The sequence below is a fragment of the Exiguobacterium sp. R-17 genome (genome assembly GCF_049913315.1).
Taxonomy (GTDB): Bacteria; Bacillota; Bacilli; order Exiguobacteriales; family Exiguobacteriaceae; genus Exiguobacterium_A.
This window is the reverse complement of record NZ_CP184373.1, coordinates 1-19,054: the sequence shown is the minus strand read 5'-3', so window position 1 is coordinate 19,054 and position 19,054 is coordinate 1. Positions and strand designations below refer to the sequence as shown.

Here is a 19,054-nt window from a genome sequence, read left to right as displayed (position 1 = left end):
AAGCCACTTCAGTGTTCATATAGATTGATTTTCTTACCTCAAAATAGTACTTTTAACGCTTAAATTTTCACTTTCCATTAATTTTGTAACTTGGCATTCGCCATGAAATGTTCAAGTTGTTAGGTTCTATTTCATCAACTACAATTGAATATCCTTTTATAGCAAAATAATTGAAAATCTTATTTAAATCCTCCTCGCTAAACTTTTGTAAATATTCATCTAGTTTTAAAATAAGCGCTTGTCCTCCTAAAAAAAGATGAATCACGTTTATTTTCCCATGAATACTTTCGATTTCTTCTAATAAATGAGATGTAGCCAGAGTTTCCTCCACTACTCCTACCTCTTTTTTTAAGTTTAATTCACTAGCTGTAAAAAATGATGAACGTTCCATTTTCAGATCTCCTTCATAGTCAAGTTAGATAAAAAATAATTGTAGAATCATTCAACTATTTATCTAGAAAGTGCAGAATCTCGACAAATCGTTTGATAGGGACAATATTTACAGTGATTTCCTGGACTCGATTCGATGTTCATGTTTTCGAAATTTTCTGCATTTCCATTTCTTTTCCCGAATATAGCCAGTCCTTGTAGAGCGTCCGTATACTCGATTCCTTCCAGATATAGATAGGCTGGTTGGTATTTATTGTCTCCCCAATGTGCATCATGATGAAGTCTGAGCATGTTTTTCTCGACTATCGTCAAATGAGGAAAGGCTTTCGATATCAAATTAAATCGTCCATCCCTCGCTTTTGATTTACCCGCGATATCGTGATGTAGAAGGTTCTCGAAAGTGAAGCTACCGTGGAACTTCGACTCGAAGATCGGTCTGTCGTTTAAAAAGAAGCTGTAGAGTGCCCGTTTCTTGCATATCAAAGCAGTATCACGTTGCAAGTAGTGATAGATACGTTCAGGATATTCGAGTTCTTTGTCTATATACTCATCTCTCTGGTCTCGAGAGTCATTCTCTTTTTCCTCGTGTTCCGGAGGTCGGCTTACTTTAAGTCCCATCAATTCCAGATAGTATGAAGGCGACAATCCTTGCTCCTGTTCTAATTCTTGTACGAAGGAGAACTTGATGTGTACTGCTTGACACATCAGAATGTAGAAGAGATAACAAGCAATCTCAAACTCCAGGTCTTTCTTCATCTTCAACTGTCGGAGGTTGACATTTTCATCAAACAGCTTGTCGGTGCTCACCTTCTTCAACGGCCACAGATTGAGTGATTGTACATATGGAAACGACTTCTGATCCATCAGACAAAAATGAATGTTTCGATTCATGTCGAACTGCAAACCGTCGCTATTTAACATCGGACTGACGAGAGGGCTTCCGGAGGTCCTATGTCCATCGCGCATCTCTGCAGCATATTCATCCTCATGTGAACTCCCCCCGAGGAAAAAGTTCAATCCCCTGATTAAATCTTCTCGTTGAACAATCTCCAAGGGACTATCCTCAAGGTCGCTCAAGGCCTCACGGACGGACTCGACGATTTGCTTGTCCGCCTCCTTCTTGATGTGTGGTAAGACCTCGGATTGGACATGCTCATCGAGTATTTTGACATATGATTTAATGTCCACCTTCTCCTCTTTGAATAGCTTTTGGTACAAGGTCTTTATAGCCTTCATCCCTTCGATGATGCCATCGATCTCCTCATCCTGTACGGAAAGGTGCCCCACGACCTCAAATGGGTTATTGTACATCAGGTGGTCAGTCAGGTTACTCCCCTTGTATGAATCTTTATTGAATTCCGATTTGCTGAATTCTCTTTTCAAAGAAACCCTTAATTCTTTGATTTGTTGAAGCGCCTCAAACCATCCTTCGAAAGTTTTTTTCTCCTCTAACACTGGCGACAGCATTTTGAGGCTCTTCATGTATCTGTTGGTGGACTCACCCTTCACCATGAGGAAGCCGGAATTAAAGATTCTTTGCAGAAGATCTGTGGTCATCGCATCATCATTTCTGTACCTCCCTTCGACGACATCGTATCTCCCGACGTTAAGACGGTGGACATCGAGAAGAAAACGACCAAACGGATACTGGGACAGCTGCAAATCCTGTGGATTGTCCGGATCTTCCATATACCCTTTCAATTTTCCTGCTCTTGGTGATACCAGCACGTGATCTTCCTTAATAGCTTGTTTTCGGAACTGATAGAGGTTGGTATATCGATGAATGGACCCTTCTATCTCTTCTCCGAACGTACCGTTCAATACATCCAAAAACCTCTTCGCGTGGACATTTATTGGATAGCTGTGGTGCAGCGCCTTTATACATGTCACGTTCTCCATGTCTAAGAACTTCTCGACGGGCTCGAACCCGCGAGCATATCCTTCTGCATGATTCACGACATGTACGACCTCGATATCCTTACTCAACCGATCGAATATCATTTTCTGTATCGGCATCAAGAAATAGAATCCATGAAGTACGAGCATACCTTTTCTTCTAAAGAAACGTTCGACGAAGTCCTCGGATTCTTTCTCATCTGATTCTGACCATTGAGCAATCTCTTCCTTTTTCTGCTTATGGATGAGCTTTACTAACGCTTTCTCAAACACATCGATTGCTCGTTCGGAGAAAGCGAGATACCAATCATCAAATTCTTTGAACATCTTCATCCGTTCCATCCCACGGATGGCATGGTATAACGTAACCTCCTCGTCCGTCCCTCCCATGAGTTCGTTCAAATTTTCCGAAGTGATTCCGCTCTCGCGTAGGAAACGCATCGTCGATAGCACGGTCTCCTGATTCTTATCGATGGCTCCATGAATCGCATGATGCTTCACTTTCTGACTATCCGAATACTGACGGAGCACTTCCGAGAGTGTTGTGTATTGAAGAAGCTCTGTAGATGCAGAGAACCAACCATTTCCTATCACCTGCGATAACTCTGAGAAAGAATAGACCTCTCTCCCTATCCAGTTACAAAAGTCATCGTTGTTGTTCATGATGCCTTGCTTCAAGGAATTCGTAGCCGTGATGTGGATGGCATCCCGATATGGAGTAAACGTCGAATCCGGATGCATCAATTGTTCCGTCGTCTCATAGGTGATTATCTTATAAGGCATGTCATGACCTCCTTGCCATCTTCAATAAATCTTTCCATGTGTTCGGTTCGTTGCCCGTTTGTCTTTTATCATCCATTTCATAAATGAACAGTCGTTCTTCCGCTCTCGTCATTGCGACGTAAAGAAGTCTTGTCTCTTCACGGAGTTGTTCCTCATTCTCGCCTGTTCTCAAACTTTCGTACTGCGATGTCTTAAAATCGATGACCTTCTTGTTCTTTACATGCTTCACCCGTCTCCATGCAAACTCGATTTTTCCAGTGGATGATACATGTACGATCGTATCATTCACATCCCCATCACCTCTCCTTACAATCGCGTTGGTCGTATAAGGAATCAAGACGGTATCGAATTGGAGCCCTTTCGCCCTGTGTACGGTAAGGACGCGTACAGGGTTGCCATCAAAACTGGCATCATCCAACTCTGCCTCGTCTGCCTCCCTGTTCGTCGCGACTTGCATCTCCAACCATTCATGTAGAGTCAAGATATCAATCGGTTCGTCAGCGAACGTCTCGTGGATGGACATCATGATTTTATGGAGGTTCAGTTCATATTGAGTGATGTCTACTTCTGATACCTCTTTCTCTCGAAGATGTGCTTTATAGTTCGACTTCTCGATGAACGAATCGATGACAGGGAGCAGTGGGCTGAACTTCAATCGTTCTCGTGACTCTCTCCATGACTCATGTAAGGAAAGGCTCGTGTTGGTCGCGGACAAACGCTTCTCGTTGACGAGCTCGAACATCTGGGGATGAGAATTGTCAGTTTTCGCATATGCCGTCTCCGACAGAGCATGAAGGGCATCTCGCCGCTCTGGGTACACCCATGAATTGATAAGGATCAGTAGGTCACGGGCGGCAGCGGATTCGAACAGAGTCCCGTTCATTCGCACTTCAAAGTTTTTGATACGTCCGTCTCCTCTAATCATATCTCCGATTTTTTTGGCTTCTCCATTCCTCCTTACGAGTATCGCCAGTACTTTATTCCCCTTGCTCTCGTCTCCTCGGCTGACCTCATCTAATCTCATCTTGATCTCATCCATGTCGATTTGGTCGTTCTTAAGGAACAGGCATTCTCCTGATTGGTCGGTCTTCTTTCTCGAAATCATGCGACCCTCTCCTTCAGGGAGTAGTTTCAAAGGACTTCTCCTCCAGGCCGAGAAATGGTCTTCCATTCGTACTACGAGTCGCTCGCTCGATCTGAAGTTCTCATCGAGCCGATAAGTGACGGGCTGATCAAGCCCATGATGGTTCATCATTTTATCTAACACATTGAATGCAGATGAATCTGCTCCCCTGAAACGATAAATCCCTTGCTTCACGTCACCTACTGCTATAAGTCGGATATTCGTTGCTGCGATGATGCTTACGATGGACTGAATTTGCGAGATGTCCGTGTCCTGGAACTCATCGACGAACAGATAGCGATACCTATCTGATAGTTCTTCGATAGGCGCGCCGTTCTCTCGGATTAACTTCATGAATCTGGTAAGGTCCGAAATCCCGATCGTGTCATTCTCGATTTTAAAACGAAATAGTTCTTCGTCTGACTTCTTCAGTATTTCGATAACCGATTTCGTGAAATCGGATTCCGATTCGCACATCTTCATTTTGGAGAGATCATCAGAGATGACACCCTTTTGTTCGAACTTGTCCCACACGCTCTCCAAGAATTCCCGAGCCTCGAAATACCACATTCCATCGAACGGATTTTCCACCGCTTTTTCGTGAAGAACTTCCTCGAACATCCGTTCAATCATTCGTCGTCGCTCCATCGTCATCTTGGAGACGCGAAAGCCCGATCCAAAACCAAGGTACTGGCCGAATCGAGTCAGAATGCTCTTTCCGAATGAGGGGATGGTCAATATATCCATCCGTCGTAGGTCATTGATGTGCTTCATGTATATTGGATCACCCGTCAATTTGAATCTTTGGATGAGTCGTTTCGCGAGAGACTCTTCCATGTTATTGGCCGCCTCGTTCGTGAATGTAATCATAGCAATCTGATCGAGCCCGTCCACCAATCCCATGTCGAGAAGGTACATGATGCGTGCGATGAGTGTCGTCGTCTTACCACTTCCCGCACTGGCGTTGATCGCGATATGTTGTTCAGGATCTGCATGTTCTACGACATATTGGTTGTAGTTGAATCGACTCGACAGATGACCATGCCTCTTCAGGTACTCTTCCTTCCCACGTAGACTTAGGGCATCTCCATCTATAACACGAAAGGGGGTGATTCCTGGTACATCGACTGGTATATGATGAACCTCGACACCATCTCTCCGAAGCGACTCGAACTCAGCGGAATCCATCTTCCCACCGAAGATCACGGAATGTGACGCGAGAACCTTTCTTGGCTTGCCTGCCTCTTCTATGGCCGTAATGGCCTCTTGTCTTCTCGGAAGCATGACGAAACGATCAACGTCCGACTCTGGCTTCAACTTTTCTTCAACGATGTCCACCTCTCGACTGAACAGGCCTAAAACCTCCTGCACGTCTTCCTTTTCATATAGGGACATCGGATTATCAGAAGCATCAAGATGATTTTCACGTAACTTTAACGGCATGGCGTAGAGTCGATAGGATAGTCGATGCTTGATGCGTTCGAGCGATATCGACTTCGTCTTCACATAAGCTTCGTCTCCAGAGAACAGTTGGAGACCTATCGGGACGCCATTCTTCACTACGAGCACGTCACTCTTCGCAAAGATGTCGTGCGAAAAGCTCATCTCCACCTTATCGAACAACTTTGACTCTAAAAGTTGAAAATAGAAATGGATGTCCGTCAACAATGCCTTGTAGGCGTATTTCGCTTGCATCTTCGCAGAATCCCTGTCTCCTCTAGGAAAAAAGGATGTGACGAAGTCTTCACTAAACTCCTCAGCAGACGGGATTCTTTTCTCTTTAAGAATCATGAGATATAACTCACTCGTGTAGAGCGGTGCTCCACGATTGACAGTCCGTCGTAATCTATAGGAATGAGAGGGTTTTTCGTAGGAACTTCTTAATGCGTAGTAAACATTATCAGAGCTACCGATTACATCCAGCACTTCTTTCATATCAATCATATCGATACCTCCTATTAAAGTAGTTGTGACCGCTAATGCAAACATCATCGTCCAATCTTCGTTTCACTCGAGGACGTTCACCGAGACTGCCTTCTAAATGAATTGAATCGACTTCATCTCTAAATACAATTTTATCCTATTATTTTCAATAAAACGATTCTAATTTGAATTTCATGGAATGAAATGAATGGTGTGGATGGATGTCCATACGGACTACTTATCGTTCCGTCAGTATGTCTTATCCATTCATTCCTAAAGAGACGAAAAGGCGACTCTGTCACAGACGGAGCCGCTCCTCAAATATCAATCATGCGCTTCATTCTTTTAGTTCACTCCGTGATGACCTACCAAATTATCAACTCTGACACATCGAGATAAGACGTTCTTGTTGACAGACATCTTCCAAGCCCCCATCCGGGAGTGCCAACTCTTCAGCTCCAGGAAGGTGCTCCAATCCATTTCGTATACTCCGGCCAACGTATAATCCTTGTTCAGCCTCACGAGTATCAAATGGTCGAAGAGCTGTTCCTCCTCCTTCTCCTCCCCAGGTGCATTGAGTCCATAGAACACACCGGTCGACGTACTCGTGACCGTCTTCACGCTATATCTCCGACCATCCTGGCTCGTCGCATCGAAGTGCTTCATGCTGATGCGAGAGATTTCGAGGTCCGGGAACGAAGAATTGTCACGATACGTCTCTACTGCATAATATTCTCCGACCTCACCGACGATGTTCCGCGTGCGGACGATTCCCCTCGTCTTCATCTCTTCATACCATGCACCGTACAATCTCACTAAATCGCCATCTTCCATCCTTTTCAGACAATCAATCATGTCCTCCATGAAGTCCCGTCCTTTCCATTTCGAATACCTACCTCATCTATATGCTCGATAACGTCAACCCATTCCATGCTCCATCTTGAAGTAGGTCTTTCCTCTAGCATGTGGATATTTCCCGAAGTACCATTCCTCTGGACGGTCCATCATGACCTTATATAGTATCTGCCCGTAAAACTTCGCAGCCTCAACGTTGTTCTTGCGGCAGGCGATCCAGATTGGTTCATACAATGTCCCTCTCCAATCGCTACCCGGAATCCAACTCGAGGTGTGGACGTCACCACGGTCGATGACACGGTTCAATTCTTCGATGATGATTTGATAATCCTTCTGGTCGATGCTCTCCATCCGCTTCTTGAACTTTGTTTCGTAGGCCACGTGCGTTATCAATTCTCCATCGATTGTCTTCAGCATGTTCGCTCCTCCGCTTCCTAATTCATTAGTGTCGTGTCGAGTCTTGTCACCGATTGCTTCATTCAGTCCTTCGAGAGCCGCAGCACCTCGACCGCGGCCTTCATGCGTAAATCGAGGTCATCGGAATTCAACGCTTCGATCAGAACGTTTTTCGCCGCACTTACTACATCCTCGTCGAACAGCCCTTTGGACTTGTAAGTCTCGATGCTTCCCTCGATGACGGTGAAAGGGTTGTTCCCCTCCTCCTCGACCAACTCCAGTAGCCCTGTATCCTCCAACGTGCCGGAGAACTTCGTCATCGTTCCACGATTCTTGACGAAGTCTACGATTTTCTGCTGCATGCTAGCCTTCGCGACCGTCGCTTTCCATTCGACGGGACGACGGTGACACATCCCAATCTTCTGGTCGTCATACTCTTCAAGATACTGATAAGGTCCGGCGATCCCGACATGAACGATGGAGCCATCCGGGACGAGGATGATGTCGCCCGGCTCTACGACGTTGACGAACATGTTGACCACCCCCGTATAGGCCCCGAGTCTCTGTCCTTCGTACCGGTATTCCCGTTCGAGTTCTCGTCGTATGTCCTTCTTGTCAGCATTCTCGAGATTCCCGATTCCCGGCCATCCGATACAAACGAATCCTTCGTCGAGGAATTGCTTACCTCGATCAAATCCATGCGGCTTATCTTTCAGCTGAAACACTTGTCTCATCGATACCACTCCTTTTCCTCCAGATCTGATTCCCACTTCATGAACCTAATATACCGGAACGAAAACGAAATTGCAATACCCTAAAACCCTAAGGTTTTAATTAGGGTTTTAGGGTTCCAGGAAGGCTCAATTTCCAATTTTTCGACAGTTCGGGTCCTGAATGATTTATAGTATTGAGGTAGATCATCAGAAAGGGACCGGATTAATCGTCCGGCCCTACTTCATATACATCATAACGTGGCGTATCATCCGTCACGGAGGAGTCGATTCAAATGGAAGTCAAATATTCACAAAAGGAACTCATCGAGCTGGTCCTTCACCTTCAACAGGATAGGAAAAGGACCATCAACGCCGCGATGTATGACAAGTTGGCTCGTCGCGATTCATATCCGCCACTTAAGGATGTCATCGACGTCTTCGGTTCGTGGACGCAACTCCTTGCCCATGCAGGAATCATCTCTCTCGATGAGCTTGATTCACATGCCATATGGCGCCTCAATCATCTTCGGATGCCGAGGGAGAAATGGACGATACAGGAGAGTCTCACCATCTGCCGTCATCTCCATGGGAAGTATCTCTCGACTTCCGACTATAACCGGATACGTAAGGAACATCCCGAGATGCCGAGCCGATCGACCATCGTGAACAAGCATGGCAGTTGGGCGGAAGCCTTGAGGCACCATGGCCTGACCCCACATAGCCGTTTCACGGATGACGAATGCCTTGATTTCTTGAGGACTGCCCTCTCTGCGCGCGAAGGTGCGCTGAACTCCGTCGAATACGACCGCTGGGCGATTGAGAATGGCGCACCGCGGCTTCTCGCATTGACGAAGCGATTCGGCTCATGGCCTTCCGCTTTGCGAACAGCTAACGGTATCGAAGAACAGGAATAACGGACCATGAGTACACGTGACCAAAGCAGAAAAGGAGTGGACATATTCGTCCACTCCTTTCCCTTCTCAATAAATACTATCTAGGAAGCTTCTCTTGTCGAGGTAGATACGTTCCATTTCGTGCATATAATACATGCCTAAGGAGTTCATCTTCTCGATGACCCTCCATTTCTCGAATCGGATTCCATGTTCCTGTTCGATGGATGCCAAGAGTTCATCGATATGAATGCCGTCCGTGACCGAATGACCGATGAAATTTGCCTGATTCCGTCTTTCGTCAGCCTGATAGAGCACATCTCCGGAAGGGGTTGGGATGAAGCGAGCCTTGACATCACTTCGACAAATCCGCTCATAGAACACATCCTCGAACCCTAAATCAAGAATGGGGTGCTCGATTTCCTCATGTATGTTTTTCATCGTATAGTACCGTCCGTCAGAGAAATGGTTGCCGACCTCCTCACGGAATTCTGCAACCATCTCCTTCGCAATACCAGCTCGCTCTAAAACAGAGATGTTCATGTAGACATCCTCCTCAATCCGGAACAAATCAAGGCTTTCTTGGAGGTCAAGGAGCGTCTTCCAGAAGGACGGGGTGTTCTGTAATGGAGAACGATCCCATCGGAAATAATCTTCGGATAGCAACAATCGTCGGAAATAACCCTCACCACTATCAATCCCCTTCCTTAGGACGAATCCTCGTCTCAAGTCATATCCCACTAAGGAGAGATTTCGCTTATTCAGATAACGATGTTGGAAATCCGTAATTTTTATCGCATACCTCTCAATCAGCTCCTGGGCAGTGTAAACGTCCCGAACGAGCACCGAACGGATGAATTCCTCCTCCATCTCGGATAACTCAGGTATATCATTGGCTAGCTCATTCTTTGCGGTGATGTAGTCTGACAGCTCCATCTGTATCAGGCTTCTCGTAGAAGAGATTGACAGTCCATAAACTTCTTCAACACGCAGCAGGAACGTCTCGAGCGGTATGGGACCCATCTCGTCGATGAGGCTTATCAGCCATTCCAACTTATCCGTGACCATCACGCTGAACTCTGGCATCCGACGCATCTGAATCGTTTCAATCTTAAGGTTGTCCTTCAAGATGTTATGTAGTTCATGATAAGTTCTGATGTCCAGCATTCGGAAATAGTCAGAATGAGCATCATAGACGAGACGAGCATTGTAGATGCCCGGATCAAGGACAAAGAACGTCTCGATGGCTTCCCTTTCCTCTAGAATGGGCTTGATGTCGAGATACCGAACATGGTGTCCAGCGGACTGAATACATCCTTCGATTCTGTCAGAGAGACCTTCGAAAGCACGTTCGGATATACGGAATGCTTCTAAGTCTCCTTCTCTATCTCGTAATATTTCCTCGATGAACGAGAGATACCGGCGATGATGAATCGATACGTGTTCCATTTCACGCCCCTCGAGAGCATAGTATTTCTCTACTAGTCCTGACTTCGTCAGCGGTGCCGCCTGCCCTTCAAGATTCTCATATAGCCCTTCTCTCAAAAGCATCCGTTTTCGTTCATCCAGACGAAGCAGAGGGTAAACTAGTCTTTTTTCAACTGTACCCTTTTCACGCTTTTCAAATAAGTAATGGAATATCTGGCGCGATTCGAGTAATACGCTCTCGAAAAACTCGGCATCCAGGTCGTAGTTCTCGTAGAGGTATCTCACCCTCCTTGCTTCTATGACGTGAGTGAGTGGTATGCCCGTGAGCGCCTTCTGCACGATTTGGCGCACCCTTTCTCGCGTTATGCCGTGCGTCCGCCCGACTTCCTGTAATGTCATCCCGCTCAATCTCTGCCCGAGGATCGTCCTATGTACTTCAGAGACCGCTTCCAGCGCGTCCCGAAGGTTTCTCGTCCGCTTTACGACACGCTCATCCTCTAACTCAAGCAATCCTTTCCGTATGAGGCCTTCAAGCCCCGCCCTTGTCTCATCCTCTTCAATACCGGCACTCGCCGCCCATCCATGAAGGGTGGAGTAGTCTGCCATCTCGTCATAGAGAATCGTCAGGTTTTCCTCGATTTGTTTGAGCTGGCGCGAACCGATTTTATGCGGACGAGTTGCTTTCTTGGAACTCGTCACCTTCCATGCACCATAATCTGTTTGGAAAGACCGGGTCAGTTTCGCGAACGTTGAGTGGCGTTCGCCTCCACCCGTCAATCGTTTGAATGTTTCATAGTCGATTTCTTCCAACTGCTCGTAGCTCAATCCCGTTGGACGCAAGAGATTCTTTACGGTTTTTTCACTGATTCCACCGTCAGTCAAAGCGAGTCGATAAAGGGACTTCAGTTCTTTCAACCTATCGATATCGTCCGAAACTATACTGTCTAGCAGTTTGAGGATAGAACTTCTCGTATTAGCACGCACTGTACTCAACTGTTCCTCGTCACCTGCCAAGAAGTCCTCAATCGTATATCCTTCATCCATTACCTTCACCATCGATTGTAGGCTCAACTTGAACCCTTTCTCATCCGCGAGGTCCAACAGGCCCAGCATACGCATGTCGACATCCCTTCCATCTTCTTCGTGTGACATCTCTCAAAGCTCCCCTTCCGTTGTCTTTGTTCCTCCATTATATACCAATCGTCAATCGCACGGGTCTTCCACGTCCACTTCTTCTTCGAGGTACGTCTCGAGTCTTGCCTCCTGAACACCCGCCCCCGAACCGAGGAGTGCATGATACGTCTTATCGATTTCGTCGATCACCCGGTCGAAATCGTCGTTCACCTCATGTTCCCAGTAACGCAGTACGGTCCATCCTTGACAGAGATAGTGCTCCGTCTGCTCCTTGTCCCGCTCTCGATTCCGCTTGATCTTGTTGCGCCAGAACTCGACGTTGCTCTTCGGCTCCTTATAATGTGCCGGACAGCCGTGCCAGAAGCACGAATCCAGGAACACGACGAGACGCTGTGCCGGGAAGGCGATGTCTGGCGTTCCGAGCAGTCGTCGATAGTTCTTACGGTATCTGAGACCACGATGCCATAGTGCGTGCCGCACCTTGACCTCCATCTTCGTGTCCGTCCCCTTGACCTTGCTGAGGTTCTTGTTCTTGGTTGCCATCATTTTTGCCTCCTCTAGTCATCCTCATACTCCGCTTTTCCCGTTCTGGGGTCCTCCGGAAACCCAAAAAGGCACCTCCATAGCGTATGGAGATGCCTCGGTATGTCCGTCCGGGTCACGCACGGCGCTTTAGTTGTTATTGATGTAGAAGGATTCCTGCGCAGGCACCGGTACCGGGTGTCGGTCCTCGATCTGCTCGATGCGCCGACCCATCCGTTCGATGAGGCCGACGACCAATGCGTTCCCCATGCAGAAATAGCGCATCCGGTCACTCATCGTGCTCGTCCAGTTGTCCGGGAATCCGTTCAGGCGCTCGCACTCGAGCGGTGTCAGGAATCGCCGGCGGCCATCGACCTCGACCACGTGCGAGCTACGGTTCGTCGTCCCCTCGCTCGTCAGCATCGTACGACCCGGCTTGTCGAGATCATCGATCTCCGACATGCCACCCTCGGCGTAGATGTACTTGTGGCCGTCCGCCGACGTCCGCTCGATTTTCTTCGCGCCACGCAAGAAGTTGAACTTCTCGATCGCGGAGTCCTTGAGATAGAACTTCTCAGGCACCGTCTCCTCCGGCTGCAGGATGTCCCGCAGAGGGGTCGGCTTCTCGAAGACCGGCTCCGTATGGATGGAGTGGAAGCGACCATCATGCATGTAGCCCGAGTTGTGGAAGTTCGCAGAGAACGTATCGGAGATCTCGACGATGTCGTCCGGGAGCATCCCTTCGAGTCGGCGGTTCTTGATGACCTCCGGCTTGACCGGGAAGACCGGTGCGAAGAAGCCCTTCTCGAACAGGATGTCGTCCGCCGTATAGGACTCGAGTTCCTTGGAGAACCCAGAGTCGTCACGCGTCGCGAAGATGAACACGCGTCTACGACGTTGCGCCATTCCATATTCCGCGGCGTTGAGGACACGCCATTCGACCTTATATCCGAGGTCACGGAACGTCGCCAGCATGACCGCGAAGTCACGACCACGTTGCTTCGCCGGTGACTTCAGAAGACGATCGACGTTCTCGAGAAGGACATAGCGTGGGGCCGTCGCCTCGATGATGCGCTTGATTTCCCAGAAGAGGACCCCCTTCTTGCCTTGTATCCCCTTCTCGCCCGACAGGCTGCGTGCGACCGAGTAGTCCTGACACGGGAACCCACCGACCACAATCTGTGCGTCCAAGTTACGGAACGCCTCGTCCGTCACGGTCGTGATGTCCTCGTTGGAGTGAATCCCTTCATCGAAGTTCGACGCATAGCACTCGAAGGCATCCTGCGCCTTGCGTGAGGGCTCCCACTGGTTCCCCCATACGACCTTGAAGAGGTCCTCGTTCGCCTTCTCGAGCCCGACGCGGAAGCCGCCGACCCCTGCGAATAGCTCGATTGTGTTGAGCCTTTTTCTTGTTTCCATAAATACGAACATCCTTTCGCTCTGTTTCAGTTTCTCAATTATATCAGATATCTTTAGGTTTGAACAGATCGAAATTTCCTCGATGCCAACTTCGTCCCCGCTGCCTCCCTCCCGGCTCGGCAGTCGCTTGGCAGCATGCTATAATCTAGGCATGAGCGTCAAAAATATCTATACATACGGAGAGATGTCCATGGAACCGCAGAACAATGATACGAACGAGATGAAGAACAAATCCTTCCGCCTGTCGGAGGAGGTGACGCGTCGGATCGGCGAGCTGGTCCGGGAGCGTCAGGTGACGACGAACCAACTGTTCGAGGAGTTCGTCACGTTGAGCGAGAACCGCTCGCACGATCCCTTGCTGACGGAGGAGGACGAACAGCTCTCCCTGTTGCTACGCCAAATCGGCAACCTGTTCGAGGAACGCTCCCTACGACTGAAGCGTCAGGCGATGGATCTCGCGGGCGTCAAGACACGGCACGAGGAGACCATCTCCCGGCTCGAGGACGAGGTAATCAAGGAACGAGCTCGAATCGAGGAGGAGGGACGTCTCGCCGGCGAACGGCTCGCTGAACGGGAACGGGAACTCGTCGCTTCCGCACAAGAGGCGGAGGCGGGACGGAAGAAGGCGGAGGATGCCCTCGCACGTCTCGAGAAGGAGCATGCCGACACGGTGAAGGCGTTGCGTAAGGAACTCTTCTCGCTCGAGGAGCGGCTCCGTCGCGGCGATGAGGAGAAGGAACGACTACAGCATCAGCTCCATAGCCTGACCGCCGTCGCGGACGACTACAAGGACCGTTCCCGTAACGCCGAACGCCTGGAGGAGGAGAATCGCGAGCTGATGATGAAGGTCCGGCTGCTCGAAAACGAGAAGGAGCGACAGGATGCCGCGATCGCCGAACGCATCGAGCTTGCCGTCCTGCGCGACCGCGAACGACGCGCCGATGATTCAGGGGACGGTCGATGAATCGTATCGTCCCGCAGGACCTCATACCAGGTAAGGTCTTTCCGGCAGGAACGGATTCATCCTCCCACTTCGCGAACGAGCCCTTGAGCCGTCTGTTCCGTTTCGGGGACGGACTCCGCGGACTCGGCAACCAAGGGGGCATCCGTCGTTCGATGGTCGAAGGACGGGATGGCGCCCCACGGGAAGAGGCGTTCACGGTCATCCTCGACACCGGTAAACAATCCGAATGGAGGAACGAATACGATCCCAACAGCGGCATCCTCGTCTATTATGGCGATAACCAGACCCCTGGCAAGGACTTCCGTGACACGAAGCAACGTGGGAACGAGACCTTCCTGAAGTATTTCGACCGTGCGTATTCCGTTGAGGAGAGCCATCATGCTCCGTTCTTCTACTTCGAGCGCGTCGGTAACAACGATGTACGCTATGTCGGGATCGCCCTGCCTTATGTGGAGGGAATGACGCGTGACGAGGCGCTCCGTCGTCAGCAATTCCATCATCAGGGTGCAGGTGCGTCATATGAGAACCTCGTCGCACGTTTCACTGTCCTCCCGCTCGTCGTCTCGGGCGAGTGGATCGTCGACTTGAAGACGGGAATCATCGACGGTCCGAACGAGCCTGAATCCTGGCGCGCGTTCCGCGACGATCGTTCCCTCATATCGTCGGACGATGAGGCCATGGACGACCCGGCAGGTGAAGATTTCTCTCGACCGCCTCGTCTCCATGAAGGTGCGAGGATGACGATGTATCGCCTCTCCCAGTCGCGTTTCCGGGAGTCGCTCCTCAGACGCAGCCCTCGTTGTGAGCTATGCGGACTCGCGGTACGAGAGCTCCTCGTCGCGAGCCACATCCTTCCCTGGGCGCATTCGGATGACCGACAGAAGGATGATCCCGACAACGGACTCATCCTCTGTGACATGCATGACGGCCTGTTCGATAAGGGGTTCATCTCGTTCGATGAGGAGGGGAGAATCCTCTTGACCTCACGGCTCGACGCGAACAGTCTCCGCCTCGTCGGCATCCGGGAGGACATGACCATCCGGATGTGGCCTGGACGCGAGGTCTACATGCGACATCATCGCGCACGCTTCGAGGACCCACTCGGGTGATGTATGACGATCATCCCGCCACCATGAACGGATGCTGAGCGACATGCCATCATCTTCGACATCAATACGAAAAAACAAGAGAAGGACACTGCCCCATAACGGTGGCGATGTCCTTCTCTTGCTCATTTACCTACGATCAACGTCTTCTCGAGCGACTTGAAGTTGTTGCGTTCGACCTTCACGACGAGTTTCGTCTTCGCCGTCTGTCTCGGGATGGATAGCTTGAACTTCCCATCCTTCGCTACTAGGACCTTCTTCGAGATGCTCTTGCCATTCTTGAAGACTTGCACGTAGGAATCCCGTTCCGTCTTCCCCTCGACGAAGCGTGAGGAAGATGTCACGTTCTTGACCTCTAGATACTTTATCGTGCCTTTCACGGTACGCCGTTCATAGGGAGAATCGATGCCATCCTTCCCCTTCGCCTTGACGACTATCCGAGAGCCTACCGGCCAGCCCTTGCCACTTAGGCGGTAGTTACCGCGACTATCCGCTTTCACGAGATACTTCGTGGTATTGATTTTGATTTCCACGGTGAGCCCGGGCTCCGTTTTCCCGGTGATCGTCTTCGAGTTATCGAAGACCGGATTCACGATCGGCTTTCTCGGTACGTGTTTCAAGACCACTTTCTTCTCTGAACGGTTCCCTACTATATCCGTCACGCGTAGGAGCAGTTGCTCTCGTGTACCGAACGCTCTGTTCACGACGTACTCGAACTTACCGTCTGATGCCGTCCTCACATAGAAGATTCGCTTCGACTTCTGATAGATTTCGACGGTCGCACCAGGTTCGCTCGTACCGTAGAGTCTCGTACCGACGTTCCAGTCATCTCGCCAATCGATTCCGACGTTCGTGCTCGGTGCGATGGTGTCCGATTGCTTCGCCTGGTACACCACTTTTGAGAGAGCATTCCTACGTGAGAGGTGTATCTTGAGCTCCGAATGATTCTTGAGAGGCTTGTCGAGATTGAACACGACCTTCTCGGCGAATCCTTGGGAGATTTTTTTACCTTCGTATTCGAGTGTGAGATATGGATCAACCCTCGAACCTTTGATGTTCGTTTTTAGGACGACCGACCTCCTATCCTTCATCAACTCCACCGAGTTGATTCCTAATACGGAAGATGCATCCTTTAGCGTGACCAGGTTATCGCCCTTGTCGAGTATCTCCATATCAACCTTTTCGGATGCCTTCAAGACATGAGTCTTGATGGAGAACCGTCCTGTTCCGTCAGCCTTCGCCGTGTATTCCCGACCTGAGATGCTCACCGTCACATTCGCATGCGGTTCGGTCTTCCCTTCGATCGAATCTTCTCCTGCGTAAGGTGTGACTAACATATCGAGACTAGGTCTTACGGTATCGATGGGAATGATTTTCTTACGACTCTCGTTCCCGTTCGGGTCCGTGCTGACGAACTCGAAATATGCTACCCTACCGAAACTGGAATGGTGACTGTATACCACGTTATCCCAATATCGTCTCATGGCATCGACCGTCTCGGTCCCGCCGTCGTCGTAGACGATCGTGATTCTCATCGTATCACCCGGCATGAGACTTGCTCTGATTTGGTCATCTCGATCCTGGATTGGCTCCACGTTGATTGCTGGAGGTGTCGTATCCCGATAGGTCAGTTCCACGGTCCGACGCACTTTATTCTTCTCATCATCAATCACTAGCTTATATGGACGATGCGCTGGACTGACGTCCGGAAGCTTCACGGTGAAGTTACCTATCGCGTCACTATAAGCGGTCTCGACGTGTCCATCGTAATATATGGCAGAGACCTTGAGGTTCGGAGCCGTTCGTCCAACGATGCTATTGCTATCATCGTCCAAATCATCGATTCGCGGAGCATTAAGCTCCACATATTCTCCGGACACGGCATCGGATTTCACGTCATTATCATCCACTACTCGTAGAGTGAAACGGTCCCCGTCCAACCAATCTCCGACTCCAATCACATACTCGCCGGATTGATTACGATCGCGAAGCAGTGACTTACTGACATCGAAGGTTCCGTCGGCATGGACCTTTGATATCTCTACCCATTTGTCGATTAACTTGTCGTTACGGACCGAGATTTTCATCGTACCGTTTTCGAAGTAGTATGATGGCTTTTCGTTCGGGCGTAGATCGATGACCTCCGTCTTCCTGCTCCTACTAACTCCTCCATCATAACGAGCCGTCACGGTGACCGTACCGTCGAACTCGTTCGGCATCAAGACAGAATAGTGACCGTTCTCGTCGGAGGTGGTGTTCATCTGATAACTTCCCATCGCTCCAGTGAAGTCGATTCGGATGTCCATGAACCTCGGAGCAGTGCCCGTCACTCTCGTGGAATCTGAGGTCACCTTATCCAGGAATAAATCATGACTATCAAAGTTCTTTTCGTATAATCGATGTGTTTCTTCACCGAAGTATGTCTCATCCTTTTTTTGCACCACGAACGTTATACTTGGCTCGTTCATGTTCCGGGGGATGGAGATTGAAAATCTACCTCGATTGTCGACTTCACCTAATCTTTGCAAGCTCCCTTTGTTCTTAACGTATATGGTATGTCCCGGCGTCCCGCTCCCATTGATATATTCACCCTCCCGGATGATTTCGCTGTTGATGATGAGCGGATTATCGGAACGGATTATCGGTCCGGTGACCGTCTGGGTGCTCTTGAATATTTCGGGCATCACATCTTCACCGACGCCATCCATTTTTATCCAATAAGTAGCCACGCCATTATCGAAGTACGTCCAGCGGCTTAATGCTTTAGAGAAATAACCCTCTTCGTCGCTACGGAACCATGTACCATCATCCCAAACACCATCCTCCATCTGGTTACCTACGAAAAACTGCATCGAGGGTAACGTCTTACCCGTCATGATGACCTGATCATCTTCCACCTTACTCGAAATCGTGAACGGAATTTTCTCTGGATTCGCTATGTCAAGGTTGACCACTTCGCTTTTCCGTTCGGCGTTACGTACATAGGCTCTTACACTACTGCTGTCCAGATTTTTTATCCTGAGCAGTGAGCCGTCACTGTAAACAACATCGCCGACGAGCACTACGACCTCGAAGCCTTGCGGACTATAGAAGAGGGATTCGCCGCTCTTGTTCTTCCCTAAATACTTGGGAGGTTGGATTGATTCCGTCATTTGTTCTGCGGAGTAGCGGGCGATTCTTCCATAGGTGCCGTCCATCTGTTTTTCACGTATCCCGATGGTCTCTCGACCGATTTTCTGGTCGAATTTCATCTTGAACTTCCCGTCGGCATCCGACTCCGTCGCATACCACTTGTTGGCGAACAGAATCATCACTTCGGTGTTCGCCTCCGCAGTCCCTTCGATGTCCGAATCGATAGAAGTGAATGGCGTCAGCCCCACTTCCGCATGGACCGGGTTTTGGAGAATGAGGAACATCAGAGGAAGCACGAACATGAATGCATTGAATCGTAAAAGGTCTTTCACCCTTTTCAAGCTCACTTGAATCATCACCTCTTTGGTTTGATTGGGCAC

13 protein-coding genes are annotated in these 19,054 nt (G+C 49.4%); 3 read left to right on the top strand and 10 right to left on the bottom strand.

The features are described from left to right. Window positions 1-67: 67 nt before the first annotated feature. The 6 genes from ACN9MT_RS15760 to ACN9MT_RS15735 form a co-directional block, all read right to left on the bottom strand. Window positions 68-391 (bottom strand): hypothetical protein, encoded by a 324-nt coding sequence (locus ACN9MT_RS15760; RefSeq protein ID WP_426273714.1) that lies wholly within the window; start codon window positions 389-391, stop codon window positions 68-70. 59 nt (window positions 392-450) lie between these two features. Next, window positions 451-2,949: a hypothetical protein gene (locus tag ACN9MT_RS15755; RefSeq protein WP_426273712.1), complete on the bottom strand. Its 2,499-nt coding sequence runs from the start codon at window positions 2,947-2,949 to the stop codon at window positions 451-453. Window positions 2,950-3,070: 121 nt separating this feature from the next. After that, a complete protein-coding gene (locus tag ACN9MT_RS15750; RefSeq protein WP_426273710.1) occupies window positions 3,071-5,887 on the bottom strand; it encodes a UvrD-helicase domain-containing protein in 2,817 nt (938 codons plus the stop codon). A gap of 573 nt (window positions 5,888-6,460) precedes the next feature. Continuing rightward, the gene (locus ACN9MT_RS15745) at window positions 6,461-6,979 is read right to left on the bottom strand and encodes a DUF6998 domain-containing protein (protein ID WP_426273709.1); all 519 of its coding nucleotides are present in this window, start codon (window positions 6,977-6,979) and stop codon (window positions 6,461-6,463) included. Between the two features lie 54 nt (window positions 6,980-7,033). Next, on the bottom strand, window positions 7,034-7,387 hold the full coding sequence (locus ACN9MT_RS15740; RefSeq protein ID WP_426273707.1) for a hypothetical protein: 354 nt from the start codon (window positions 7,385-7,387) through the stop codon (window positions 7,034-7,036). Window positions 7,388-7,449: 62 nt separating this feature from the next. Continuing rightward, a complete protein-coding gene (locus ACN9MT_RS15735; RefSeq protein WP_426273705.1) occupies window positions 7,450-8,100 on the bottom strand; it encodes a hypothetical protein in 651 nt (216 codons plus the stop codon). Window positions 8,101-8,372: 272 nt separating this feature from the next. Here ACN9MT_RS15735 and ACN9MT_RS15730 point away from each other — a divergent pair, with 272 nt between their 5' ends. Continuing rightward, on the top strand, window positions 8,373-8,993 hold the full coding sequence (locus ACN9MT_RS15730; protein ID WP_426273703.1) for a hypothetical protein: 621 nt from the start codon (window positions 8,373-8,375) through the stop codon (window positions 8,991-8,993). 66 nt (window positions 8,994-9,059) lie between these two features. Here ACN9MT_RS15730 and ACN9MT_RS15725 read toward each other — a convergent pair whose 3' ends face one another. From ACN9MT_RS15725 to dcm, 3 genes are all read right to left on the bottom strand, one after another. Then, window positions 9,060-11,549 carry a sigma factor-like helix-turn-helix DNA-binding protein gene (locus tag ACN9MT_RS15725; RefSeq protein WP_426273701.1) on the bottom strand — a complete coding sequence of 830 codons (2,490 nt, stop codon included), beginning with the start codon at window positions 11,547-11,549 and terminating at the stop codon, window positions 9,060-9,062. 51 nt (window positions 11,550-11,600) lie between these two features. Next, window positions 11,601-12,074 carry a very short patch repair endonuclease gene (locus ACN9MT_RS15720; RefSeq protein WP_426273699.1) on the bottom strand — a complete coding sequence of 158 codons (474 nt, stop codon included), beginning with the start codon at window positions 12,072-12,074 and terminating at the stop codon, window positions 11,601-11,603. Window positions 12,075-12,203: 129 nt separating this feature from the next. After that, a complete protein-coding gene (gene dcm / locus ACN9MT_RS15715; RefSeq protein ID WP_426273697.1) occupies window positions 12,204-13,472 on the bottom strand; it encodes a DNA (cytosine-5-)-methyltransferase in 1,269 nt (422 codons plus the stop codon). A gap of 190 nt (window positions 13,473-13,662) precedes the next feature. Here dcm and ACN9MT_RS15710 point away from each other — a divergent pair, with 190 nt between their 5' ends. Together ACN9MT_RS15710 and ACN9MT_RS15705 are read left to right on the top strand one after the other, a co-directional pair. Next, a complete protein-coding gene (locus ACN9MT_RS15710) occupies window positions 13,663-14,436 on the top strand; it encodes a hypothetical protein (protein WP_426273695.1) in 774 nt (257 codons plus the stop codon). Then, entirely contained in the window at window positions 14,433-15,545 is a 1,113-nt protein-coding gene (locus ACN9MT_RS15705) for an HNH endonuclease (protein ID WP_426273693.1), read from the top strand. Before ACN9MT_RS15710 ends, ACN9MT_RS15705 begins: the two co-directional genes overlap by 4 nt. Window positions 15,546-15,667: 122 nt before the next feature. On the opposite strand, the gene ACN9MT_RS15700 is transcribed toward ACN9MT_RS15705, so the two are convergent. Then, on the bottom strand, window positions 15,668-19,030 hold the full coding sequence (locus tag ACN9MT_RS15700) for a hypothetical protein (protein WP_426273691.1): 3,363 nt from the start codon (window positions 19,028-19,030) through the stop codon (window positions 15,668-15,670). Window positions 19,031-19,054: the final 24 nt, after the last annotated feature.